Below are 24,008 nucleotides of genomic sequence, written 5' to 3'. Positions count from 1 at the left end.
AGGCATCTGAACCGCATAAGATTGTATATAAATTCGGTGCAAATGCAAAAATAGGCACCTTACCTGTTGCGGCTGTGTAGTGTAGAGCGATGAAATGGATACAAAATGAACTTTAGCGTTACAGCATTTATCATTGATTAATGGGATTAACGCAATAACACGCGATTACTCACTGATCGTGTATTGCCCATTTATTCAAGGCGTAGTTGGTGCTTAAATTGTGTTTTATAGGTTCGCGAGAGCGTTAATACTTTCCCACTTTGCAATGCGATTTCACTGTCACCGCTGGCGAGTGGCGTAATACTTACCACTTTAGACACATTAATAGCAAAAGAGCGATGAATACGCACGAAGCCAACGGGGTCTAAGCGCTGACATAAAGTAGCAAGCGTCGAGCGTAGCGGATAAATGCGGCCATTTACGTGTAGGTTGACGTAATTTCCAGACGACTGTAACCACTCAACCTCTTCAACTTTAACGATAAATTCTTTACCAAGCTTACGTACCAATAAGTGATGAATAGGTTTGTGGAGTGTTTCACCTTCATCGCTTTCTTGTTTTATCGGAGATGCTTCACCAAGCATATGGGAGACACTAAATTGATAACCTTTTATGAGTGCAATAAAGAACACCAAACTCCATGCATCTTTTTGATATTCATAGATAAGTTCAAACCAAGAAAGGTGAAAGTTGTAATCTAGTTGCAAACTAAAATAAATCGTTTCACGTAATAACACCATGATGCCAACATGGCCAAAACAAAATAACAGTGAGGCCATAAAAAAGCTAAAAGCGACGTTAACAGGTTTATGCCACTGCCAAGGAAATGCGTTTAAATACCAAGATATGACGGGAATTAAGGCTAAGCTGGCAGCTGCACTGGTATATTCCCACACGAAAGGTTCCCACAGCGCAAAATCGAGCTGCGCATCTCGGTTGGCATCCATGATCAGAGTAATGGCATTTAAGGTGCTATTAATCGCCAGAAAGAGGGCGAGTAATGCCATTGCCATCAAAGGGTGGTATTGCTGAATAAAGGTACGTGAAAACATCATGGTTTGAGTTTTTCTTTTACTCTAGCAACTGGACGCAAAGCGGTCACTTATTTTATCCCTCTATTCCACGGTTTATCCCTAGCTATTGTTATTTAAGCAAATTTCGTTTGTTTGTACGCTGTATTGGCGCACTGTAGGGGTAAGTTTACTTTCAAAAAGAAAATAACATGGATCATTTAAATCGGCGAGTAGAGCTAGACTGGCTGCGTGTTATTGCATTTACAATACTCATTTTTTATCACACCGCTATGTTATATGTACCTAACTGGGGTTTTCACTACAAAAGTGCTTATACTTCGGTTTGGCTAGAATATCTGATGTTAGTGATCTCACCATGGCGCATGTTGCTTATCTGGTTTATCTCGGGAGTTGCGCTTAGATATATTTTTGATAAACAAGGAGCATGCACAGCCATGCTCTTTCGTACTCCTTTGTTATTGCTCCCACTATTATTTGGCATATGGGTTGTTGTGCCAGTGCAACTGTACGCAGAAATGCAGCAAAATGCTGGATTAACGCTCGGGTATGTTGATTTTTACAAACAGTTTATTGATTTTAACAGTCCTTTATTTAGTCAATATCAAAGCGGTATTTGGCCCCATGTCGATGTCAATCACTTGTGGTATTTGCGAGAATTATGGCGTTTTACTTTGCTCCTTGCTGTACTGCATATCGTCTTTAATTCTAAGCTTCAAGTAATGCTCCGGCATTGTATCACTTTGCGCTGGTTAACTTATCTACTAAGCGTGCTGGCTTTTGCAAGCTTACTCTGGGCTCAGTTGGCATTGGAAGGTGATAGCAAAAGAGAATTTCAGGGGTTTGTTTTTCTGCTCGCAGGTTATCTGCTTGCTAAGCATAATCGGTTTTGGGCTTGGCTTGCTCGACAAGGTAAAGTGCTGCTGTGGGTTTGTGCCGTCAACGCCATGATTATTTTGCTTTTATATCATTTTTACTGGTTGCAGCAAGACACGCGCACTACCTTCATTACTTGGGGTGGGAGTCTTGTGTTGGTGTTACAGCGTGTGTGCGCAGTGTTGTTGATATTAGCATTAGCGGCGCGTTATCTTAACCGTCCTCATCCACTGCTTACGGGGCTCAATAAAGCGGTGTTTCCCATTTATCTCTGGCATCAAAGCGTGATTATTGCCTTGGCGCTCTGGCTGAGCCGTTATCAACTCGGTGGTGTGCCTGAGAGCCTGTTGGTGATCACAGGAACACTGCTATTTTCTGGATTGTTGTTTTGGCTGGTGCCAAAGCTGGGCTCCCTTGGGTTGATGATGGGGTATCGCGCCGCCTTGCTGACAAACAATAAAATTCTTTGGGGGGTGGGGTGTTTGTTATTGTTGCCGCTGATCCTCCGGATTATTTAACCAGTGTACTGCACCATTGTTCAATAAATGCTCTACTCTTATTGCTAGGGTCAGTATGCCTCCGGTGGAGGATACTTCACGGATAGCATCGCCACGGGCAAGGTGGTGAGCGAAAATAAGAAGAGGGAATCAAGCAAATGAAACCAATTTCTTCACCTCTGGCGGCAATTCAGCCGCATTACGATGTACTTGTTATTGGTAGTGGTTATGGTGGCTCTATCGCTGCGTCACGCATGGCGAGAGCCGGAAAATCAGTCTGCCTACTTGAGCGAGGACGCGAGTTTTTAACGGGAGAATTTCCGGATACCGAGTTGGAGGCCGCTGGTGAGTTGCAGTTTAATAGCCAAACAGGGCACAAGGGCTCTCATTTGGGATTATTTGATATTCATATGCACCGTGAACAGAATGTCGTCGTCGGTTGTGGCTTAGGTGGTACCTCTCTTATCAATGCCAATGTTGCTTTGCCCCCAGTAGATGCAGTACTGAGAGATCCAGTATGGCCACACGCGATTAGAGATGATGAGGATGGTTTGTTGGAAGAGGGATTCTCGCGAGCTCGAGAGATGCTGAAGCCTGCCTTATACCCTGAACATTACCCAACTTTGAATAAACTTAAGGCTCACCAGCAGTCGGCAAATGCATTAGAAGCCCCCTTTAATAAAGTACCAATCAATGTATGTTTTGCGACCCCAGAAGGTGGCATCAACCATGTGGGTGTTGAGCAGCAAGCATGTAATAACTGCGGAGACTGTGTGTCTGGCTGTAATTTTAATGCTAAAAACACCACTCGAATGAACTACTTACCGGATGCTTGGAATCATGGCGCAGAAATTTATTGCCAGGCCAGTGTGCGCTACTTGGAGAAAACCGACTCCGGTTGGCGGGTGTTTTACCAAGACATGGGAACCGGCGCAGAGTGCTTTTCTGCTGAACCGTTATTTGTTGAGGCGGATCTTGTGATCTTGGCTGCAGGCACGCTGGGCAGTAATGAAATTTTATTGCGTAGCCAAAGTCGCGGTTTGGCTATCTCTTCGCAACTTGGTCAGCATTTTACTGGTAATGGCGATATGTTGGGTTTTGGCTATAACTGCGACAGCGAAATTGATGGTGTTGGGGTTGGTAATCTAGAGCCTGAAGACAAAGCGCCTACAGGGCCTTGTATCACTAGTGCAATCGATCTTCGTGAAGCGAGCGAACGCGCGCAACAAATGATTATTGAAGAGGGAAGTTTACCCGGCGCCATGGCAGGAGTGTTACCAACTGCGCTTGCAAGTGCAGCGGGTGTAGTTGGACTCGACACGGATCATGGTTTTTATGACGCTTTGGAGGAGCAAGCGAGAGTATGGCAAAGCCAATGGCGAGGCGCTTATCATGGTGCGGTAAAACATACTCAGACCTACTTAGTAATGAGCCATGACGATAGCCAAGGTGTCATAACTTTAGAGCAAGACAAGTTGAACATCCGTTGGCCAGAGTTAGGAGCTCAGCCTAATTTTCATCATGCGAGTGAAAAGCTGCTTCAAGCGACAGCTGCGCTCGGTGGCACCTATGTTAAAAACCCAATTTGGTCACCGTGGTTGAATAATCGCTTGGTTACAGTTCATCCTTTAGGTGGCTGTCGGCTTGCTGAGACGGGTTCCGAAGGGGTGGTGAATCATAAAGGGCAAGTGTTTACGGGAGAGAGTGATGCCTGCTACGACTCGCTCTATGTGTCAGATGGTGCCATCATTCCAACGTCACTTGCGGTCAATCCGCTGCTTACGATAAGTGCATTGACGGAGCGCTGCTGTGCGCTTATCGCCAAGGACCGTGATTGGCAAATTGACTATCAATTGCCGTCAAGCCGCTCCCGTAGCGCTGAGCCGACTACAACAGGGTTGGCGTTTACAGAGCGCATGCAGGGCTATTTTAGCCGCGTGGTAGAGCCAAGCACGACCTCTTTACAAACCTACTTGGCTGCCTATCAGCAGGGCCAAGAAACAAACCAAACGCTGTCGTTTGTATTGACGGTCACCTCGACGGATCTAGAGGTGATGTTGACCGACCCACAACATAAAGCGCATATTTCGGGTCGCGTTGAGTGTAATCTGCTTTCTGATAAACCACTGACCGTTCGCAATGGTGAGTTTCGTCTGTTTGAGCGTCAGGCCTTTCCTCCAAATACTCGGAAGATGATCTATAAAATGAATTTAATGGCGGAGGATGGCAAACAGTACTTCTTTAATGCCTTTAAGTTAATCAAAGACGACCCTCATTCTCTCGATCTTTGGGATGATACTACAACTTTATTTGTTGATATTCATGAAGGAGAAGATACTCAAGGGGCCGTATGTGGTCATGGTATTATGAAAATAGCGCCGATTGATTTTGTGACGCAGCTTGCCACTATTCGTGTAAGTCATGCCGAGAGTAAAGCGGCTCGCTTAAAAGCCATCGCGCGCTTTGGGCAATTTTTTGCGGGCACACTATATCAGAGTTACGGCAGTATTTTTTACCAAGAAAAAACGCACAGTGGTGAATTGGTGCGCAAAAAACGGCCGCTAAGGGCTCCAACACCTGAAGTATACTTGTTTGATACAGCTGATCATGTGCAGCTATCGCTGACTCGTTATCGTGGCGGTGACAAGGGCCCGGTTATGTTAGTGCATGGGCTGGGAGTTGCTTCGAGTATCTTTTCCACCGATATGATAGATACCAACTTAGTCGAGTACCTAGTCGCTAACCAATATGACGTGTGGCTATTGGATTATCGAGTCAGTATTTTGTTGCCTGCTGCCGCAAAGCAATCAAATGGCGATCAGGTAGCGAAATACGATTACCCTGCTGCAGTGAACAAGATCCGAACCATCACGGGAGCAGATAGTATCCAGGCGGTGGTGCATTGTTATGGTGCTACGACCTTCTTTATGTCTATGCTTAGCGGCCTTTCAGGGGTTCGAAGTGTTGTTGCATCACAAATTGCGGCGGACGTGGTGGTGCCGATGGCAACGAAAATGAAGACAGGTTTACATCTCCCCTCATTTTTAGAAAGGCTGGGTGTAGACTCGCTAACGGCGCGAGTACCACAGCAGAGCAATGGGCTTGCCTCTTTGTATGATAAGGCGTTGGGCTTGTACGCGCTCGCTGAAGCACAGGGGCGATGCAACAATGACAGCTGCCATCGCGTGACTTTTATGTACGCCTCCTTATACCGTCATGACCAGTTAACCGATTTGCTGCATGAGCATATTGATGAACTATTTGCCGAAGCCAATATTCAAACCCTTGAGCACCTTGCTGCAATTTGCCGAGCAGGAAAACTGGTCGATGCAGATGGCAAGGACGTTTACATGCCACACATCAACCGGTTAAACGTACCGACGCTATTTATTAGCGGGGCAGATAACGAATGTTATTTACCCGAGAGCACGAAAAAAACCTATGAACGTCTTTGTCTTGCCTTTGGTGAGGCTAAGTTTACGCGTAAAGTGATCCCCAATTACGCGCATATAGATTGTATCTTTGGGCGTCAGGCTGATGTAGATGTTTTTCCTCATATTCTCAATCATTTAGAGCGATATTAGTTAGGACACTAAAGTCGGTAGGCACGATTAGTATCGGCCTACCAACTACCACTGAGCGTGAACGCAAACTCAGGTGGTACACGTTCACGAATCGTTTCCACGGCGCTTACGCTATCTGCCCGTGAGGTGTTGTAGTACAAGCGTCGATATTTATATCTAGACGTGAGTGGCGAAGCTTCTAGGTTGAGCTTAACTTGCTGGCTTACTTGAAGCTGCGCTTGTAAAGTCAATTGCAATGAGCCTGATTCAATAAACTGCTCATCGGGGTAATATTCGCGATAACTATCCCCGCTGGAAATCTCTGCGCTCCAAGAAAAGCGATTAAAGCTTTGTCGAAATTGCACGCTAGCCCAATGTGGAACAGTCCCGTTAATCGTACGTTTTCCTGTGAGCGCGTCACGGTATGATGCGTCTCGATAACTATAATCAAGATTGAGCTGACTGTTGTTGATCCAGCTTGATAAGTCTAGATTAACTGCACCATCTAGTCCCCAAAGCGCGGCATCCCCGGCATTTGCAACTATGCTTTCACCTCGATTATCTTGCTGATATTCATGCACATCTTTTTGCCACTGATAAAAAGGTTTAACGTTAAAACGCCATCTTTCACCTTCTTCAATATCAATTTGCAGCGCAAGTTCAGTGTACTGCATTGGCTTTATTTCAAGGTTGCCAAACTGTAAGCGGCCAAATCCTGCGTTGAGCTCTGGTAAAAAAAGTGAAAAATCGAGCTGTTCCACTTCATGTTTTAAGGTGGTCGTAAGCTGAATGTGTTTTGTTGCGTCATAATTTAATCGCACCAACGGCTTGACGATGAAATGTTGAATATCTTCACTTTTACTACTGTTGGTCGAAAGCGTAGCCTGTTCGGCTGCCAGTTTGCTGTATAACTGCCATTTTGGTGAAAGCAACCAAGTAAAAGCAGTAAAGGGCTCAATACTTAGCTCTTTTATCGTGCTGTGTAACTGCTCCTCGGGCAATATTGTGTTGGCATTCACGCGATTGATACTGGCCTCAAGACCGTACTCCGAGACAGCATCGTTTACCATCAGGCGAATTACTCGCTCGTCAGTACGCTTATACTGTGTAAAGCCCGGTGTTGAAAGTTGCGCAGAGAGACCATCAAGCATGTGCAACTCATTCTTTTGTTTTGAGTAGTAGCCTGTAAGCTGTGTGCTCCAGCGCTGACCTTGCCACTGCCTATCGATAGACATTTCGGTTATGTCTGTTTTATCGCGCTCTTGCGAAAACGCAGATTCAACATCGCTGGATGAAGTTGGTGTGCGGTACAGCCATTCGTATTGCGACTGCAAGTTGTCTTTTACAGCCTGAACATTGAGCGTTAGGGCACCATCCTGAATGGTTTTGTGGCTGGTAAGTGAGAGCGTTATTCGCTCACTTTGCTCTTTAAATGTTTCTTCGCTCTTTTCTTCGGGTGTGTTATCAGACGCGAACAGCTGACCTTGGCTGGTGCTTTTAAACGGCTCATCTTGAACTTGAATATGACCGCTGTGTGTCCATTGCCCTTTAGGTAATACAAATCCCGCCATTGCTGTTTTGCCAGTGGAGGCACTGGCATTTATTGCACTACCTAGTTGCCAATTATAGGCATTGTTTTTTTCATCACGAATGATGTTAACAACTTGATTATATTGCTTAAGTGAAGGAAATGGGTGGTGACTTAGATACACTTCTAGCGCAACGATTTTGTCAACGGGAAGTTGTTTTAAATACTCCGAGACCGATCCAGACTTTATGCGGATCTCCATGCCATTTAATAAAATATTGGCAGAACTGCCTCCTAGGCCGCGCTCACCACTTTGTTCAATGAGCGTGAATGACGGTAAGCGCTCGATGGCTGCAAGTGCATCTTGTGCTGCAAACTGTTGCAGTGAACTTCCAGCATAAACACTCGGTTTAGCGTTATCCATATTGGCGTAAACGCTGCTACTTATGACGCTCATTACAGCGTAATAGGCAGCCGTGAAGGGATGAAATCGTGTCATTGTTCCTCTTTGAATAAAAAGCTCTCCATTGCGCTATTAAAAATAAAAAAGCAGATAAAACAAATTACTAGGTACGTAAGGTGGTTCTATGGGACGGATCGACGGGAAACCGTAAGCGGGTTCACGTCGCTCGCTGGTGTTATGCGGCCTGAGAAAGCGTATCAAAGCGTGACTTTAGTGCTTTCTTGTAACCTTTACTCAAGCTAATTTGCGCGCCCGTTGATAACTTGATGATGGCATTGCCTGACGCTTTGGTGATGATACGTTCAACATATGTCATGTTAACCAAATAAGAGCGGTGGGTGCGCACAAATATATCGGTTGGCAGCATGGCTTCAAACTGAGATAAGGTTGCTCGCTTGAGGTATTGGTGTGACTCGGTATGAATTTCAACATAGTTTTTTGCAGCCACAATGTGCACTATATCTTTGATCTGTACAAATGACTTATCGCCGCCTAAATCCACAAGTAAACGTTGATTTATCGCGGTGCTATTGTTTTCTTCGTTGCTTTCAATACGGATAAACTTGTGCCAAACCATAAAGCAGACGTAGATCACCAGCGGATGTAACGGCGCAAAATAATACAGGGTATAGGGAAGATCATCGCAGTAAACGAAGTAGTCGAATACGGCTTGTATAGACATGCTCATCACGAATAAAACCGAGCAGCAAACAAGGTAATCGCGCCAACATACCCTATTCTGTTGGCTGAGTTTATTTAACCACAAGAAGAGTATTGGCGTGTAAATATACCAAAGCCCCCATTCCTGCAAAGCCCACCAGATAGGGTTATTCAGCCGCTCACTTTCTATCTCAACCCAATCGTGCAGTAAGTCGATTGCGGTTAAAAATATGATGACGGCAGTCCAGCCAATTCCAGTAATAGTAAGAATAGGTTTGTATACGGTGTGCACGAACTTTTCCCTAAATTAGATACTTCTAGTTTACCGATTTTTTATAAGTTCACAAATCCTCAAGGAGCGACCTGGCATGCGGTCTTATTTGCCTTGAACTAAAGATAAGCCCTTAAGCAAAGTTCAAGTGAGTTAACCAAATACGCATCTGAAGCATGCGCCTTGTTCGCGCCTAAGATAAATTAAGTCGCCGCCATGATTAATCATAATTTGTCTTGAGAGGCTTAAGCCGATCCCCGAGCCTTGTTGTTTAGTGGTAAAAAACGGCACGAAAATCATGTCGACTACATGTTCGGCAATGCCGGGCCCATTATCGCTTATTTCTATATAGTGCTGGCCTGCGTTATTGGCTCCGGTCTTTAATACCACTTGGCGGGTGTTTCGCTGATCTTCTTCATTGCGCTGCTGCACCGCTTCTATGGCATTTTTGGTTAAGTTAATAAGTACTTGCTCAATTTGAGCCGTGTCTAACATCACCAGTTGGGAGTGGCTAACATCAAGCTGTAAGTCTATGTTCGCTTGATGACAGCTTTGTTGATGTAACTGATAGATGCCCTCTACCAGCGGCGCAAGCTGGGCAGGTTGCAGCGCTGGGCTGGGTAAATTACTCACCGTTCTAAAACGGGCGATAAAAGCGCCCAGATACTCAGTGCGTTTTGCCAGTGTTTGCAACGCTAAGGCGAGGTCTTGTTTATCTTCTTCATCGTCAAAACTCAATGTGTCGGGCAAGAGTCCCCCACAGGTTTGTGCAATGGATGCCAGAGGTGTAATAGAGTTAGCTACCTCGTGCGTAAGCACTTTGGTGAGGCGTTTATAGGCTTGCTGCTCTTTGTTTTGTAATGCATCACGAATGGATTGTAAGGTGACAATTTTACGAATTTGCCCTTGGATCTGCGCTGATGTTATTTGTATAGACAAGTTATCTTGTTGCTCGCCATATTGCCAATTTGCTATCGTTTTCAAGCTCTTATCGCATTCATTAACCAAAGGTGCAAGATGGTCTAAGTCTTGACTTTGATTAATGGGTTTACCGAGTAGGCGGGTTACCGCTGGGTTTGATTCAATAACCTTCCCCTCGCTGTCGAACACCAAAACCGCTAAGTCGATATGCACTAGCAAGGTTTGTAAAAAGTGAGCCTGCTGCTCGGCGCTCAACCGCGCGCTTTGGATCCGCGTTTTGATCTCTTCTAAGTGTTGCCGCATTGGGTGATGTTGGCTTAGTCCCAAGGAGCTATCGCCATTGGCTAAAGACTTAAGTACAAAACCCATGTGCTTGTTTTGCTTGTTAAATTGAAAGTATAAGGTTGAAATAAACGTGATGGTAATAAGGGTGATCAATAGCCAAGTTGCCGAAAAGCCACCTTGTATATACAAATATAGCGAGAGCCCACTGGAAATTACTAGACCAATGATAGTAAAGAAAAAAACAAGGATGGGATGGTGAGCAACGCGTGTCATTTCTTTTCTTCCTACAAATCGTACTTTTCTAAGCGACGATACATTGCCCCTCGGGTTAACCCGAGCGCTTTGGCTGCGTTTGAGACATTGCCTTGATAATGCTTGAGCGCTGCACGCACCGTACGTTGTTCAATTTCTTCAAGGTTGAAAGTGCCTTCAAAAGTGAGTGTATTGGTGTCCGAGGTATCTTCCATACTTGCTTGTGCCGCCGTGGGATTAGTGCCAATCACGGTACTGATATCCAAAAACTCGGTTTCACTTAAGATCACCGCACGTTCGATAGCATGTGCGAGCTCTCTGACATTACCGGGCCACGGGTAGGTTTGTAGACATTGCATGTCGCTGCTATTTACCTCAAGCTGCCTTTTATACTTGTGGCAAAAGTGTTCAAGGTAGTAGTTTACGAGCAGTGGAATATCATCGACACGCTCGCGAAGCGGTGGCAGACGGATCTCTATGGTATTGATCCGATATAATAAATCTTGCCTAAAACGACCTTCATCAACCGCTTGTTGCAGATTATCGTTGGTGGCACAGATAAGCCGTATGTCCACTGAAATAGGCTTATTGCCGCCTACAGGAGTGACTTGTCGATTTTGTAGCGCTGCAAGTAGCGTTGTTTGTTGGCCCATCGGCAGGTTGCCCAATTCGTCCAAAAACAAGCTCCCCTCGTGTGCGAGTTCAAAGCGACCGACCTTATCGCTTTTCGCATCGGTAAACGCCCCTTTTTTATGACCAAACAATTCGCTTTCAAACAAACTTTCGGAGATAGCACCCATGTCTAGGCTGATAAAGGTATTGTCGCGACGCATACTCGCCTGATGAATGGCGTGGGCGGCAAGCTCTTTGCCCGTGCCACTTTCGCCGGTGATCAAAATGTTGGCATCGGTGAGTGCCGCGCGTTCGATGGTACTAAATACCTTTTGCATGGCCGAGCTTTGTCCTAAAAAAGCAAATTGATGGCTACCACTGGATTGATTGAGTGCCTGATTTAACCCTTGCGTCTGACGAGTGAGCTTACCAACCTGTTGTTTGTCTTTGGCATGCGCAAATGCGGCGGCAACCGCACCGAGTAGTTGGTCGTTTTGCCAAGGCTTAGCGATAAAGTCGGCGGCGCCTGCTTTTATCGCGTCAACGGCAAGCTGAATGTCACCATAGGCGGTCATTAACAACACCACGATGCTTGGGTCTTGCTCGACAATTTTCTTTAACCAATAGAAGCCCTCTTTGCCACTAATAGCATCTTGGCTGAAGTTCATGTCGAGCAAGATCACATCTATTTGCTGCGATGTAATCTGCGCTTCTATATCAAAGGGGTTATCTGTGGTGATGATGGTTTGGTAATGCTTTTTTAGCAAAAGCTTTGCTGCAATTAATATATCGCTGTTGTCGTCGACAATTAATATGGTGCCTTCCTGCTTCATATCCTGATCGCTTTATTTTTCTTTTAGCGTACCGCAATCGTTTAGATCTCGTCTACGAAAAGTGTTCATTTATGGACACTTTGTGATTTTTGATGTGTTCTATTTCCGGACACTTATTATTCTTAGAATATAATGGTAGATACCTAAAGTTTTGTAATTACTAATAAAATTAAGCTTGGCATGGTGTTTGATATTAGTCATACATATTCGATAAAACGATTTAACCGACTAACAACAAGAGGCGTGATTATGGATAAGAAAATAGAGCGTTCAGGATTGCAAAAACATCTTAAGAAAGCGGTGGCAGGTGGTGTACTACTGAGCATTGCAGCAGCGGCACTGGCATTCAATAACACTGCCTCTTCAGGTCGTAGTCAAAATCTCGCACTGAGTAGCCTTACGGTGAGTACCGTAAGCAAAGGGGCGTTTGTGGACGCGCTAAGCTTGCGTGGTCAAGTCGTACCCAAAACCACGATTTACTTAGACACCATCGCGGGTGGTCAAGTAGAAGAGCGTTTGGTGGAGCAGGGTGAGTTTGTTGAGGCGGGTCAGCCATTAGTGAGATTGAGCAATACCAGTTTACAGCTAGACGTGATGAGTCGCGAAGCACAAGTAACAGAGCAGCTTAACTTCCTAAGAAACACCCAAATGACCATGGAAACCAGTCGCCTTAATTTACGCCGTGACTTGCTGGAAATTGACTTAAAAATTAGCCATTTGGAACGTCGTTATAAGCAATCCAGGCCACTCGTTGAAAAAGGTGTGCTGGCAACCGACAGATTGTCTGAAATCGAAGACGATTTACAGTATTACAAGGCCCGAAAGGAGCTGACGTTAGAGCGCCAAGCGCAGGAAAATTCAATTCGTAAAGTGCAAGTAGAACAGCTAGAAGACAGTGCTGAGATGTTACAGAAGAACTTGCAATTTGCCCGTCAAAATCTCGAAAACCTACTGATCAAAGCGCCGGTATCGGGTTACTTGAGTGAGCTGGATGTTGAAATAGGTGAGTCAAAGAGTAAAGGGGCACGGTTAGGCCAAATTGACATTCCGAATGAATACAAGTTGGTTGTCCGCCTTGATGAGTTTTATTTAAATCAAGTACAACCGGATATGGCAGTGAATGTGATGTTAGACAGTGGCTTAGTCAGTGCCAAGGTGAGCAAAATTGATAGCCGTGTAACGCAATCACAATTTCAGGTAGAAGTGGCGTTACCAAGCGGCCAAAGCGACATTAAACGCGGCCAAAGCATAGATGTCGAACTGATGCTTGGCGGCAACAAAGAAAATGCCTTATTGCTAAAACGCGGTGCCTTTTTTACAAGCTCTGGCGGTAATTGGGTATACGTGTTGGCAAGTGATGGCAAAACCGCCGAGCGTCGTGACATTCGCTTAGGTAAAAAGAATCAAGATTATTACGAAGTGTTAGATGGTTTATCACAAGGTGAGCAAGTGATCACCTCAAGCTATAGCAACTTCGACAAAGCGCAACAACTCAATTTCTAAGGATATAACAATGATAAAACTAACTAACCTAAACCGTGTATTTTGTACTCAAGACGTTGAAACGACTGCGCTAAACGATATTAACCTAACTGTTAATGAAGGTGAGTTTGTCGCCATCATGGGCCCGTCTGGGTGTGGTAAGTCTACTTTATTGTCCATCCTAGGGATGTTGGATTCACCGTCATCTGGGCAGTTTGAGTTTGCGGGCACGGACATTGCGGGCTATAGCGAAAAGCAGCTCTCACAGCTACGTAAAGCGTCTATTGGTTTTGTATTTCAAAGCTTTAACCTGATTGATGAGCTGACTGTGTTTGAAAATGTCGAGCTACCGCTGCAATACCAAAATATCTCAAAAAGTGAACGTAAGCAGCGTGTAGAGCAGATTTTAAAACGCGTTGCCATCGACCACCGCGCTGATCACCTACCACAGCAACTTTCTGGTGGTCAGCAGCAGCGTGTGGCGGTTGCAAGAGCGCTGGTTATTAACCCTAAACTTATCTTAGCGGATGAGCCAACGGGTAACTTGGACTCCAAAAACGGCGAAGAAGTCATGGCGATGTTACGCGAGCTAAACCGCGAAGGCACAACCGTGATCATGGTAACGCACTCAGAAAAAGAGGGATCATACGCGGATAGACTTGTACGCCTTCTCGATGGCCAAGTGATGTTAGACAAAGCCAACACGGTGGTGCAACCACAAAAATCAGAGGTGGCATAACGATGATAGTGAATTATCTAATAACAGCATTGCGTGCTTTTAAGCAGCAAAAACAGCATTTTATTTTAAATGTGCTTGGGCTTAGTGTGGGCTTAGCCGCGGCAATTTTGGTCGCACTGTTTGCAAAAAATGAACTATCTTACGATAGCCAGCAATCTCATGCTGAGCGTGTGTATCGAATTGCACAAGACTATTCGCAATTAGGGCTTGGGGTCGTTCCTATTTTTAATTACATCAATGGCACTCGAGCACTTGAATATAGCCAAGTTGAAGAGGTTTTTGCGCTGACGATGGTGGAGTTTACTCGCGAAGCTGAAGTAGATGTGACAGTAAAAAATCAAGGTTTTAAACTGAATGACCTTTATGGCGCAACTGCAAATATCGAGAATTTTATCGATATGGAAACGGTGGCAGGTAGTCTAAGTCGCGCCATGAGTGTACCGAATAGCATTGCATTGAGTAGTTCAGAAGCTCAGCGTATTTTTGGTCGCACAAACGTGGTTGGCGAGACTCTACAGCATAAAAACGGCCAATATACGGTAGGTGCAGTATTTACAGATTTACCCGAAAACACGCATTTTGGCTTTAAAAACCTAGTGTCTGTAGAGCATGATCCAGTCAATACGGATATAACTTCTAGTTATGTTTATTTAAGATTGGCGCCGCAAACAGATGTTATTGCTTTGGAAAGCATACTGACTGAGAAATATTATTTCGGTGATTTTAAGGGTCGCTTATCGCTGCAATTACACCCTTTAACGGAGCTTCACTTTACTGCAAAGTCGCCGTTTGAAATGAAAGTGGGTGGTGCGAAACAAGTGGTGATGATCTGTGTTGGTTTAAGCGTGCTGCTGATCCTTATCGCTGGCTTTAACTTTATTAATATGACGGTTGCACAGTCGACCAAACGTGCAAAAGAAGTGGGTGTACGCAAGGCTCTTGGTGCCAGCAAGTCGCAATTAGTTGCACAGTTTTTATCTGAGTCTGTACTCGTGTCATTGCTTGCAATGACAATAGCCTGTGTTTTGGTCGAGTTACTATTGCCAAGTTTCAACAATCTAATTGGCCGTGAATTAAGTATTGATTATGCATCTATGTTTAGTGTCGTAGTAGTCGCGGTTGCCGTCATCGTGGGTTTGTTGGCGGGTCTCTATCCTGCATTTTTTATCTCATCTTTTAGTGCTAAACGCGTACTAAGCGGAGATTTACAGCGTGGGAGTACCGCGATTTGGGTGCGCAAAAGTCTTTTAACTGTACAAGCAGCACTTGCGGTTGGGTTAATTATTGCTTCGATAACGCTACAGTACCAGTTGGCACATTTGCAAAATTTACCGCTTGGTTACGAAACCACACAGCGTTTGGTGGTCTCAGAAGTACCCGTTAAAGCGGCTTTTACAAAAGCGCCAACGTCATTAGTTAAACAGTTCGCGGCGATTGAGGGCGTTGAACATATCAGTGTGATAGATACGCAGCTGACTCGCTCGATTAATAACACCCTAGTACCAACGTGGCCAAATGGTGAACAGTCGCAATCCTTAACGCCAGTTATTGGCACAAGCTACGAGGTAGTCAAAGGGTTGGGGTTAACGCTACTTGCAGGTCGAGACTTTAGCCGAGAGTTTGCCGGTGATTGGTCAAATCGAGTTAACGGCGTAACCACAATAGGCACCATTATTACCGAGTCGGTCGCTAAGCAAGCTGGCTACAGTAATGTTGCAGATATTATTGGCAAAACTATCAAAGATACTGGCCGCAACGTAGAGATGCGAGTGGTTGGCGTCGTCGCTGACGTCAAAGTGGGGAATGCACAAGAAGCGAGTTCTAATATTATGTTTTTATTGGGGTTTACTTATTTTAATCCAACATCTGAAGTAATCTTAACGATTAACCCGCAGTATTTAGCACAGATTCGACAAGACTTGATTAGTGTGTTGGCAAAAACCGCAAACGTGTATGAACCAGAGATAAATCTACTTTCAGATAGTTATAGGGCGGTACTTAGTGGTGATGAGCGTATCTCTAAGGTAGTACTTATCTTCACCGCGCTAGCTGTATTCTTAACCTGTTTAGGCACTTTTGGATTGGCATCCTTTGCAACGGTTCGCCGTCAAAAAGAAGTAGCTGTACGCAAAGTCTTGGGGGCATCACGGCTAAGCATTGTGAATATCTTAGCAAAAGAGTTCCTGATTTTGGTGGGAGTCAGTATCGCCATTGCTTATCCGGTAACTTATTGGCTCGTTGGTGATTGGCTTGCAAACTTTAATGACCGCATTGAGCAAGCAATGTGGGTTTATGGCGCAGCAGCCTTGGTGGTTGCCGGTATCACTTGGTTGACTGTGGCGACCCTTGCCTTTAAAGCCGCGAGTACGCGTCCGTCGCTGATCTTGCGATATGAGTAAATTAAATTGGTAATCACTCAAGAAATTGCGGCCTAATTTAGGCCGCTTTCATCATTTATTCTTTGGTGTTTTCATCGCCAATATCGGCACAACCATTTCTGCTTTTGAATGGTGTGAATATACTGCTACAAGCAGTCATTTTTAAAAGTGAGTCACAATCGCGAGTGGAAAAATCAAGTGACTTTGTACTGGATATCTTTATAAAAAATAACTAAAAAGGATCTTCTATGCTCACTTCATATTTGAATACGGCAATTCGGGTAAGTAAAAAACAAAAGCTACACACACTGCTCAATGTCATCGGTTTCAGCATTGGAATTGCTGCTGCAATTATCGTGGCTTTATTTGCCCAAAGTCAGTTGATTGTTGATAAACATCAGCCTGATGCAAATAATGTTTATCGAGTACATTTAGATTTGCGTTCTGTGGGTGTGGGCGTGCGCGGTGCGATTGACCCTAGAATGCCGCTGCTGATGCAAAAGCACAGTCAAATAAAGGAACTGTTGATTATTAGTCGGATTGAATCGTTACAATATAGTGGCGAACCAATGGCGGATATCGTGAAGGTTAAAGATCAGCGCTTTAAGCTCAAAAAGGCGTATGTTGCGACGCCAAATTTGGCTGAGTTTGTGAATATCTCAGTATTACATGGAGACTTAACTCAGGCCCTTTCTCAGCCCAATCTTATCGCCCTTAGTCAGACAGAATCAAAGCGCTTGTTTGGCGACACAGATGTTATCGGCAGGCAACTTGAATACGATGGGGGAAGCTATGAAGTGGCTGCTGTTTTTGCGGATTTAGAAGCAAATACACACTTTGATTTTGATGTGCTGATGTACTTACCCAAATTGCAGCGCGGTCCTTTTAGTAGTCATGTGTATTTAAAGTTGCAGCCAGAAGCAGATCCTAACGCGTTAGCGCAAGAGATGACGCGCGAGATGCAAACAAGAGCTAAAAACCCGAACTTCAAAGACATCCAGTTTCAGTTTATTCCATTGACCCAGTTGCATTTTCATACCAATGGCACCGTAGAGATGAAGCAAGGCGGGTCTTATTTGGCACTGCAAGTGAGCGTTGTGCTGAGTACTTTACTTGTGATCATAGCCAGCGCTAATTTTATTAACTTCAATATTGCCAGTGCTGCAAAGCGCGCTAAAGAAGTCGGCATACGTAAAGCGCTAGGTGCCAGTAAGTCGCAACTCGTCACACAATTCCTGTCAGAATCGTTACTGATTGTGCTGTTTTCAGGGTTTTTAGGGGTTGTAATCGTTGAGTTGGCATTGCCGCACTTTAATCAGTTAATCGCGCAGCCCCTGACATTGGTATACAACTCTCTATTTATGCTCGGTCTTGTAATTACATTGACAGTGGTTGGTTTATTTTCTGGGCTATATCCAGCTTTATTTATCTCGTCATTTGGTGCGAAAAAAGTGTTAAGTGGCGATTTTAGTCGAGGGCGTTCATCAGCAAGGATCCGCAAAATAACCTTATGCTTACAAGGTGCGATTGGCGTAGGGCTGATAGCAGCTATCAGCATACTCTATCAACAAATGATGCTGGTAAAACAGTTGGATGTAGGTTACGAAAAAGCACAGCGAATTATCATTCGAGAATTGCCCTCAGAGCTGATCTATCAGCAACAAGGAAACGCATTGCTTGATGAGTTAGGCCAGATCTCAGGTGTGGCTGGTTGGACATTGAGCGATACCAATTATGCAACCGCCATTAACGGTGGGATGCATTACACTTGGCCAAATGGCGAAACCTATGACGGCATGTTAGCAGTAATCAATACGGGTTATGACGTAATTGATGTACTCGGGTTAAAGCTGATTACTGGACGAGGCTTTAGTCGCGATTACACTGGAGATTGGTATCGTGAACAGCAAAATGGAGAGGCGCATGTCGCTATCCTGATAACCAAAAAAATGGCTCATTTAGCGGGATATGAGAAGCTTGATGAGGTAATCGGCGTCACTGTTACCGTGCCAAGGCGAAAGTTGACAGCCAATGTCGTGGGTGTAGTTGACGATATCAGAATTGGTTCCGTGAATAATGCGGTACAACCTACTTCATTGATGCTTGGTCATGTTGATGGTGAAACTGCAAATGTGGTATTAAAAATCGCTGAAGGCATTGATCCAGATAACGTGATCACTGAAATTGAACAAGTCCTTGCTGCACATCTCAATCGTCGTGATATAGAAGTTCAGTCTCTCAATGATGAGTTCTTGGCGGCCCACAAGAATGAACTTTATACGCTTACCATGCTATCTATCTTTAGTCCTTTAGCTATATTGCTGACCTTACTCGGAACATTTGGGTTAGCGTCATTTACTACCTTGCGTAAAGAAAAGGAATTAGCTATCCGTAAAGTGTTAGGCGCTACACGTCTTGGGTTAATTAGCTTGGTTGCTAAAGAGTATTTGTGGTTATCTGCATTGAGTATGGTACTTGCGGTCCCACTGACGTATTGGCTAGTTGGTGAGTGGCTTAATCGCTTTAATGAGCGGATAAATCAATCTATATGGATTTATGGAGTCGCAGGCCTACTTGTGATCTTGCTTACTTGGCTTACCGTTGTGCTCGTTACCTACAAGGTTGCAAGCCGGCGCCCCTCATCAGCGCTGCGCTACGAGTAGCTGATAGCAATTTGGCTTAATATTTAAATAGACCACTTAATAAAGCAAGTTGGTATAACTCGCTGTCAATTTAGTGTCAAAAACCATAGTTACACTGGGGTTAATTCAGGCTTGAATAACAAGGTGTAGCTATGGCTAAGGTTAAGACAACCTCTCGTCTTCGTAGAAGATCAGCTAATTCACTTTGGATTGGTGTTTACAACAGTATCCTGTTGTTGTGTTTACCTTTGATTGCGCTGATCTTATTAAAAAAATGGCTACGTAAACCGGGTTATAAAAGGCACTTTTTACAGCGCTTAGGTGTCTACGATTGTAAGCGTTTACCCGCCTGTATTCATTTACATGGCGTCTCCGTTGGTGAATGTGCCGCCATTGCTAAACTTATTCCTGAGCTGCGTAAACAGCATCCTCATTTACCCATTGTTTTTACTTGTACCACGGTTGCGGGTTCCAACTATATTGAGCGCAACTGGGGGGAGCAAGTCATTCATACTTATTTGCCACTGGACTTTCAATTGACGGTTGGTGCGTTCTTGACGCATTTTAATCCGGTATTGACCATGTCGGTTGAGATGGAGTGGTGGCCGAACCTTATTCGCCAGTCGCGCAACCAAGGCAGTCGAGTGATGCTGGTAAATGCTCGCATGACCGACAGATCAAAAAATCGTTATGCCAACATGTTAGGTCTTTTTACCTTTATGGTGTCCAAGGTGCATAAAATTCTGCCGCAAAGTGAGCTAAGTTATCAAGCTTTTCGCGAGTTGGGTGTACCACCAGAAAAACTGATGATGTGCGGTAATATCAAGTACGATTGGCCAGAGCTTAAACATGCCGACCCAACGCAAAAACCCTCTCAGTTGACATGGATTGCGGGGAGCACGCATGACACTGAAGAAATAGCGATGGTCGCAGCGCACAAACAGTTGTTACAGCAAAATCCAGCAGCTCAGCTAATTATCGCACCGCGTCATCCTGAAAGATTTGATGAGGTATGGCAGCAGCTGCAAGCAAGCGGGCTGAGCTGTCAGCGTTACTCGCACGCGCCAACACTAACGGCAAATACGCAAGTGTATCTGCTCGATACGATGGGCAAACTATTTGCGTTTTATCGTGATGCCCACGTTGCCTTTATCGGTGGCTCGTTAGTTAAGCTCGGTGGTCATAATCCTGCCGAAGCCATTGTCCAAGGGGCTGCCGTCGTAATGGGAAGTAGTCGACGAAATTGTGAAGATATATGTGCGCCGCTGAGTCAAGCTGGTGCACTTGTTGAGGGTAACGAACCACAGCAAATAGCTAAAGAAGTCATCGGCTTTTGGCAAAATAGTGCTGCAACAGTACAACAAATACAGGCTGGGCAAGCTGCTATCGCAAAGCATAATGGCGCACTACACACAACCACATTGCAAGTTTTATATCAGTTAAAGCAGGCACAACGGCCAGTTCATAGTACCCGATTACATCCAATGGTGATCAGATAACAATGCAATACAACAATATCCTTATTGTCCGACTCAGTGCCATTGGTGACATCGTGATGGCGTCAGGTCTTATTTCTGCACTAAAGACACGTTACCCAGAAGCAAAACTGAGCTGGTTAGCAGAGCCTGCTGGCGCGACCTTGCTACAACAAAATCCATTGCTAGATGAGGTGATCCTGTGGCCTCGCAATGAGTGGCAAAAAGTGCGAAAAGCACAGGGGATCATAGCGCTACTTAAGCAAGTTAATAGCTTTAAAAAGCAGTTGGCTAGTCGACAATTTGACTTAGTGCTCGACGCTCAAGGACTCCTTAAAAGTGGCGTGCTAGCTTGGCTTAGCGGCGCTCAATATAAGGTTGGGATCAATAGTCGCGAGGGCAGTCAGTGGCTTATGAATAAGGTAGTGACCTCGCCTTGGTCTGCTGATATCAGCTCGGAATACAGAGCTGCAGCGAAATTTTTTGGTGCGCCAGAAACGGCATTTCAATACTCGCTCATTGCCTCGAAAGAGACACAACAACACACAAAAGCACTGCTATTGGAGCATACGCAAGGTCAACCTTATGTGGTGTTTTGTCCGTTTACAACGAGAGCACAGAAACACTGGGTAGATGGGCATTGGCGTGAGTTGTATAAACAAGTAAATCAGTCTATTTGTGCGCATATTATTATATTGGGTGGACCAAGTGATATCGCTCATAGCGAGCGCTTAGAAAAACAGATGCCGGGGATCATTAATCTAACTGGGAAAACGACATTACTTGAGTGCAGCGAGATCATTCGGGGGGCAAAAGGTGTGATTGGCGTTGATACTGGACTGACTCACATGGCGATGGCGCATCATACCCCGGTTATTGCATTGTTTGGTTCAACCTTACCGTATGAAAACACCTTTAATCCAAATGGTCGCGTGTTGAGCGATAAACTTGCTTGCTCACCATGCAAACGCCGGCCAACCTGTGAGGCTCGTTTTGATTGTATGGTAGGGCTCACGCCACAAAGAGTGTCGAGCGCACTGGGAGAAGTGCTATGAAAGTTCTGCATATTGAAGCGGGTCGTCACTTATATGGCGGCGCACAGCAAGTGGTGTATTTAACCCAAGCGTTACAGCAAAAGGGCATTGAGAACGTACTGGTTTGCCCGCCTAATAGTGAAATGATTGCAGCCGTTGATAAGCAAGTTGTTGTGGAGCCTGTGAAAATGGCAGGCGATCTCGATGTCATGCAATGTTTGCGTTTACGAAAGACTATTGCCCATCATCGGCCTGATTGTGTTCATATTCACAGCCGTCGAGGGGTTGATACTTGGGGATTACTTGCCGCTAAGTTGCTTAATGTTCCTGTTATTTTATCGAGACGAGTCGACAACACCGAGCCACGCTGGTGGTCAAAATTAAAGTACCCAGCCTACGATAAAGTTATCGCTATCTCAGAGGGGATCCGCCAAGTATTACTCTCACAAGGTGTTGCCTCTGAGCAAGTAAAGTTAGTCCACAGTGCCGTCGATACCGAGCGCTTTGCACCAAATAGTGCGGAGCGGCAATGGCTGCTTGATGAGTTTGAACTACCACAAAATGCCTTGGTTGTGGCTAATTTTGCGCAACTGATAGAGCGCAAAGGGCAGGATGTGATCATGCGTGCAGCCAAACAACTCATTGCTGAGCATCCTAATTTACGTGTATTACTGTTTGGCCGAGGGCCAAAGCTGCAACAGTATCAAGCGCGTATAGATGAGCTGGGGCTGCAAAAAATTGTCCAGCTGGTGGGATTTCGACAAGACGTAGCGCGTATTTTACCGGCGGTTGATATTGTTGCACATCCAGCATCGATGGAAGGGCTAGGCGTAGCGTTATTACAAAGTAGCGCATCTGGCGTGCCTGTCGTAGGCTTTACTGCCGGTGGCATTCCCGAAGCGGTTGCGCACAATGAAACCGGATTACTTGCTCCGATTGGTAATCAAGCTCAGTTTACTCAAGATCTTAATCGCTTATTGCAGGACCCGATTTTACGAGAGCAAATGGGCCGTAAAGGTCGCGCTAAAATGTGCAGTGAATTTGCCATTGAGGTGATGGCGGAAGGTAACTTGTCGGTGTATCGAAGCGTGTTAACTGAGTTGGGAAGAGCGCCTTTAACCAGCCAATCACAGAAAGTGTGAGTTCCAATAAAGGTAATCACCAATGCGGCCTACTAGCTTGGTTCTTAGTGGGTTTGCAGCAATATACCGGGCAATGGTATGCCTATCTTCTGTGGACCTGAGCATATGATCGTAATACGCGCTTTGCCAAATTCTGTGTTTAGCAGGTAAGCTGTTCTGCCTTTTAATTCTCCAACAACCTTACCAAGTTGTGCATTTCCAAGTGTCAGTAAGCCATGAAAGTGATCTGGCATTAATACCCATGTTTGCCAGCAGCACTTAAACTTTTGTTCATTATGTGAGATAGATTGGCAAAACAATCGTGCCAGCCGATAATCCGTAAAATAGGGCGTGCGTTTATGGCAGTTAAACGTAATGAAGTATTCTGCGTACGGGATTGATATCCTGCCTTTTCTCAGGTCATTCCAGCTCATGTGCACTCCTTGCAATTGAGAGATGAGTTTTAAAGATAATCCCTTCGATTAAATCTGTCGAGGTAAACCTCGACCCACATTTGGATGGTAGGTCGTGATTTATCACGACAACAGGTTTGTGGTGGATAAATAATTACCCCGTCGAGGTAAACCTCGACCTACGGTTGGATGGTAGGTCGTGATTTATCACGACAGGTTTGCGAATGGCGAAATGATTACCCCGTCGAGGTAAACCTCGACCCACGTTTGGATGGTAGGTCGTGATTTATCACGACAACAGGTTTGCGAATGGCGAAATGATTATCCCGTCGAGGTAAACCTCGACCTACGGTTGGATGGTAGGTCGTGATTTATCACGACAACAGGGGATAAATGATTACCCCGTCGAGGTAAACCTCGACCTACGAATGGATGGTAGGTCGTGATTTATCACGACAACAGATTTTCGACAAAACATTCACGACAACCAAGGTGAACCAAACACGCACAAGGGCCGTTTAATTATTAATCGGTTAAACGAGGAGAGCATTATGCTTGCTGCCACACTCAAAGAAAAAATCGCTAATAAAGAACTCCATGCCATCGTGCTTAGCTACGCGGATTCAAATCACTATCTTGCGGGTGGTCAAGATAGTGATGGGAACTTGCATATCTTAATGCATGCTGAGGGTAAACTAACGCCGTTTAACTCGCTGCGAGAGGCCGAGACAAAGCTGGCGGAACTCGGCGCAACTCAAGCCTACCTTAGAGTTGAGTCTGCCTATGATGAAATTGGTCCTGAGGACTCTTCGGGAACGCATATCAGCAATATGGAGATCCGTCACTTAACTCCATCCGACATAACCGTTTAAACAAAAAGGCTTAAGCGCCCACCAGTGAGCGCTTAAGCCTTAAAAGTTATCGAGTAGAGA

The 24,008-nt window shown here is 45.0% G+C and carries 16 protein-coding genes; 10 read left to right on the top strand and 6 right to left on the bottom strand.

Translation table 11 applies throughout. From position 1 onward, the window contains the following. Positions 1–191: 191 nt before the first annotated feature. The gene (locus tag QSH61_RS18430; RefSeq protein WP_206473539.1) at positions 192–1,055 is read right to left on the bottom strand and encodes a LytTR family DNA-binding domain-containing protein; all 864 of its coding nucleotides are present in this window, start codon (positions 1,053–1,055) and stop codon (positions 192–194) included. A 167-nt stretch (positions 1,056–1,222) separates the two neighbouring features. On the opposite strand from QSH61_RS18430, the gene QSH61_RS18425 reads away from it, so the two are divergent. Continuing rightward, complete coding sequence (locus tag QSH61_RS18425; RefSeq protein WP_206473537.1) at positions 1,223–2,425, top strand: acyltransferase family protein; 1,203 nt, start codon at positions 1,223–1,225, stop codon at positions 2,423–2,425. A 137-nt stretch (positions 2,426–2,562) separates the two neighbouring features. Then, positions 2,563–5,988 carry a GMC family oxidoreductase N-terminal domain-containing protein gene (locus QSH61_RS18420; RefSeq protein ID WP_206473535.1) on the top strand — a complete coding sequence of 1,142 codons (3,426 nt, stop codon included), beginning with the start codon at positions 2,563–2,565 and terminating at the stop codon, positions 5,986–5,988. Between the two features lie 38 nt (positions 5,989–6,026). On the opposite strand, the gene QSH61_RS18415 is transcribed toward QSH61_RS18420, so the two are convergent. The 4 genes from QSH61_RS18415 to QSH61_RS18400 all read right to left on the bottom strand — a co-directional run bounded on the left by QSH61_RS18415 (position 6,027) and on the right by QSH61_RS18400 (position 11,792). Continuing rightward, positions 6,027–7,994, bottom strand: a complete 1,968-nt coding sequence (locus QSH61_RS18415; RefSeq protein ID WP_206473533.1) for a TonB-dependent receptor — start codon at positions 7,992–7,994, stop codon at positions 6,027–6,029. A gap of 139 nt (positions 7,995–8,133) precedes the next feature. Then, complete coding sequence (locus QSH61_RS18410) at positions 8,134–8,910, bottom strand: LytR/AlgR family response regulator transcription factor (RefSeq protein WP_206473532.1); 777 nt, start codon at positions 8,908–8,910, stop codon at positions 8,134–8,136. 132 nt (positions 8,911–9,042) lie between these two features. Beyond that, entirely contained in the window at positions 9,043–10,368 is a 1,326-nt protein-coding gene (locus QSH61_RS18405) for a sensor histidine kinase (RefSeq protein ID WP_206473530.1), read from the bottom strand. An 11-nt stretch (positions 10,369–10,379) separates the two neighbouring features. Further along, entirely contained in the window at positions 10,380–11,792 is a 1,413-nt protein-coding gene (locus QSH61_RS18400) for a sigma-54-dependent transcriptional regulator (protein WP_010606973.1), read from the bottom strand. Positions 11,793–12,041: 249 nt separating this feature from the next. Between QSH61_RS18400 and QSH61_RS18395 the strand changes: the two genes are divergently transcribed. From QSH61_RS18395 to QSH61_RS18365, 7 genes are all read left to right on the top strand, one after another. Continuing rightward, on the top strand, positions 12,042–13,295 hold the full coding sequence (locus tag QSH61_RS18395; RefSeq protein ID WP_206473528.1) for an efflux RND transporter periplasmic adaptor subunit: 1,254 nt from the start codon (positions 12,042–12,044) through the stop codon (positions 13,293–13,295). A gap of 10 nt (positions 13,296–13,305) precedes the next feature. Further along, the gene (locus QSH61_RS18390) at positions 13,306–14,013 is read left to right on the top strand and encodes an ABC transporter ATP-binding protein (protein WP_102057788.1); all 708 of its coding nucleotides are present in this window, start codon (positions 13,306–13,308) and stop codon (positions 14,011–14,013) included. A 2-nt stretch (positions 14,014–14,015) separates the two neighbouring features. Further along, complete coding sequence (locus tag QSH61_RS18385) at positions 14,016–16,412, top strand: ABC transporter permease (RefSeq protein WP_206473526.1); 2,397 nt, start codon at positions 14,016–14,018, stop codon at positions 16,410–16,412. A gap of 227 nt (positions 16,413–16,639) precedes the next feature. Further along, positions 16,640–19,054: an FtsX-like permease family protein gene (locus QSH61_RS18380; protein WP_206473524.1), complete on the top strand. Its 2,415-nt coding sequence runs from the start codon at positions 16,640–16,642 to the stop codon at positions 19,052–19,054. A 131-nt stretch (positions 19,055–19,185) separates the two neighbouring features. Then, the gene (locus tag QSH61_RS18375) at positions 19,186–20,532 is read left to right on the top strand and encodes a 3-deoxy-D-manno-octulosonic acid transferase (protein WP_206473522.1); all 1,347 of its coding nucleotides are present in this window, start codon (positions 19,186–19,188) and stop codon (positions 20,530–20,532) included. Positions 20,533–20,534: 2 nt separating this feature from the next. After that, complete coding sequence (locus QSH61_RS18370; protein WP_206473521.1) at positions 20,535–21,563, top strand: glycosyltransferase family 9 protein; 1,029 nt, start codon at positions 20,535–20,537, stop codon at positions 21,561–21,563. Then, a complete protein-coding gene (locus QSH61_RS18365; protein ID WP_206473519.1) occupies positions 21,560–22,684 on the top strand; it encodes a glycosyltransferase in 1,125 nt (374 codons plus the stop codon). Before QSH61_RS18370 ends, QSH61_RS18365 begins: the two co-directional genes overlap by 4 nt. 44 nt (positions 22,685–22,728) lie before the next feature. Here QSH61_RS18365 and QSH61_RS18360 read toward each other — a convergent pair whose 3' ends face one another. After that, on the bottom strand, positions 22,729–23,097 hold the full coding sequence (locus tag QSH61_RS18360; protein ID WP_227386673.1) for a transposase: 369 nt from the start codon (positions 23,095–23,097) through the stop codon (positions 22,729–22,731). A 530-nt stretch (positions 23,098–23,627) separates the two neighbouring features. Between QSH61_RS18360 and QSH61_RS18355 the strand changes: the two genes are divergently transcribed. Further along, positions 23,628–23,948 (top strand): DUF6482 family protein, encoded by a 321-nt coding sequence (locus tag QSH61_RS18355; protein ID WP_102057782.1) that lies wholly within the window; start codon positions 23,628–23,630, stop codon positions 23,946–23,948. Positions 23,949–24,008: the final 60 nt, after the last annotated feature.

This window comes from Pseudoalteromonas sp. JC3 (assembly GCF_030291895.1).
Taxonomy (GTDB): Bacteria; Pseudomonadota; Gammaproteobacteria; order Enterobacterales; family Alteromonadaceae; genus Pseudoalteromonas.
The sequence above is the reverse complement of the archived record's forward strand: the minus strand, read 5'-3'. Positions and strand labels throughout refer to the sequence as shown.

Bases quoted from the DNA above. Each gene is read 5' to 3' on its own strand.
- QSH61_RS18430 (WP_206473539.1), bottom strand. From the start codon at position 1,055: ATGATGTTTTCACGTACCTTTATTCAGCAATACCACCCTTTGATGGCA.
- QSH61_RS18425 (WP_206473537.1), top strand. From the start codon at position 1,223: ATGGATCATTTAAATCGGCGAGTAGAGCTAGACTGGCTGCGTGTTATT.
- QSH61_RS18420 (WP_206473535.1), top strand. From the start codon at position 2,563: ATGAAACCAATTTCTTCACCTCTGGCGGCAATTCAGCCGCATTACGAT.
- QSH61_RS18415 (WP_206473533.1), bottom strand. From the start codon at position 7,994: ATGACACGATTTCATCCCTTCACGGCTGCCTATTACGCTGTAATGAGC.
- QSH61_RS18405 (WP_206473530.1), bottom strand. From the start codon at position 10,368: ATGACACGCGTTGCTCACCATCCCATCCTTGTTTTTTTCTTTACTATC.
- QSH61_RS18400 (WP_010606973.1), bottom strand. From the start codon at position 11,792: ATGAAGCAGGAAGGCACCATATTAATTGTCGACGACAACAGCGATATA.
- QSH61_RS18395 (WP_206473528.1), top strand. From the start codon at position 12,042: ATGGATAAGAAAATAGAGCGTTCAGGATTGCAAAAACATCTTAAGAAA.
- QSH61_RS18390 (WP_102057788.1), top strand. From the start codon at position 13,306: ATGATAAAACTAACTAACCTAAACCGTGTATTTTGTACTCAAGACGTT.
- QSH61_RS18385 (WP_206473526.1), top strand. From the start codon at position 14,016: ATGATAGTGAATTATCTAATAACAGCATTGCGTGCTTTTAAGCAGCAA.
- QSH61_RS18380 (WP_206473524.1), top strand. From the start codon at position 16,640: ATGCTCACTTCATATTTGAATACGGCAATTCGGGTAAGTAAAAAACAA.
- QSH61_RS18375 (WP_206473522.1), top strand. From the start codon at position 19,186: ATGGCTAAGGTTAAGACAACCTCTCGTCTTCGTAGAAGATCAGCTAAT.
- QSH61_RS18370 (WP_206473521.1), top strand. From the start codon at position 20,535: ATGCAATACAACAATATCCTTATTGTCCGACTCAGTGCCATTGGTGAC.
- QSH61_RS18365 (WP_206473519.1), top strand. From the start codon at position 21,560: ATGAAAGTTCTGCATATTGAAGCGGGTCGTCACTTATATGGCGGCGCA.
- QSH61_RS18360 (WP_227386673.1), bottom strand. From the start codon at position 23,097: ATGAGCTGGAATGACCTGAGAAAAGGCAGGATATCAATCCCGTACGCA.
- QSH61_RS18355 (WP_102057782.1), top strand. From the start codon at position 23,628: ATGCTTGCTGCCACACTCAAAGAAAAAATCGCTAATAAAGAACTCCAT.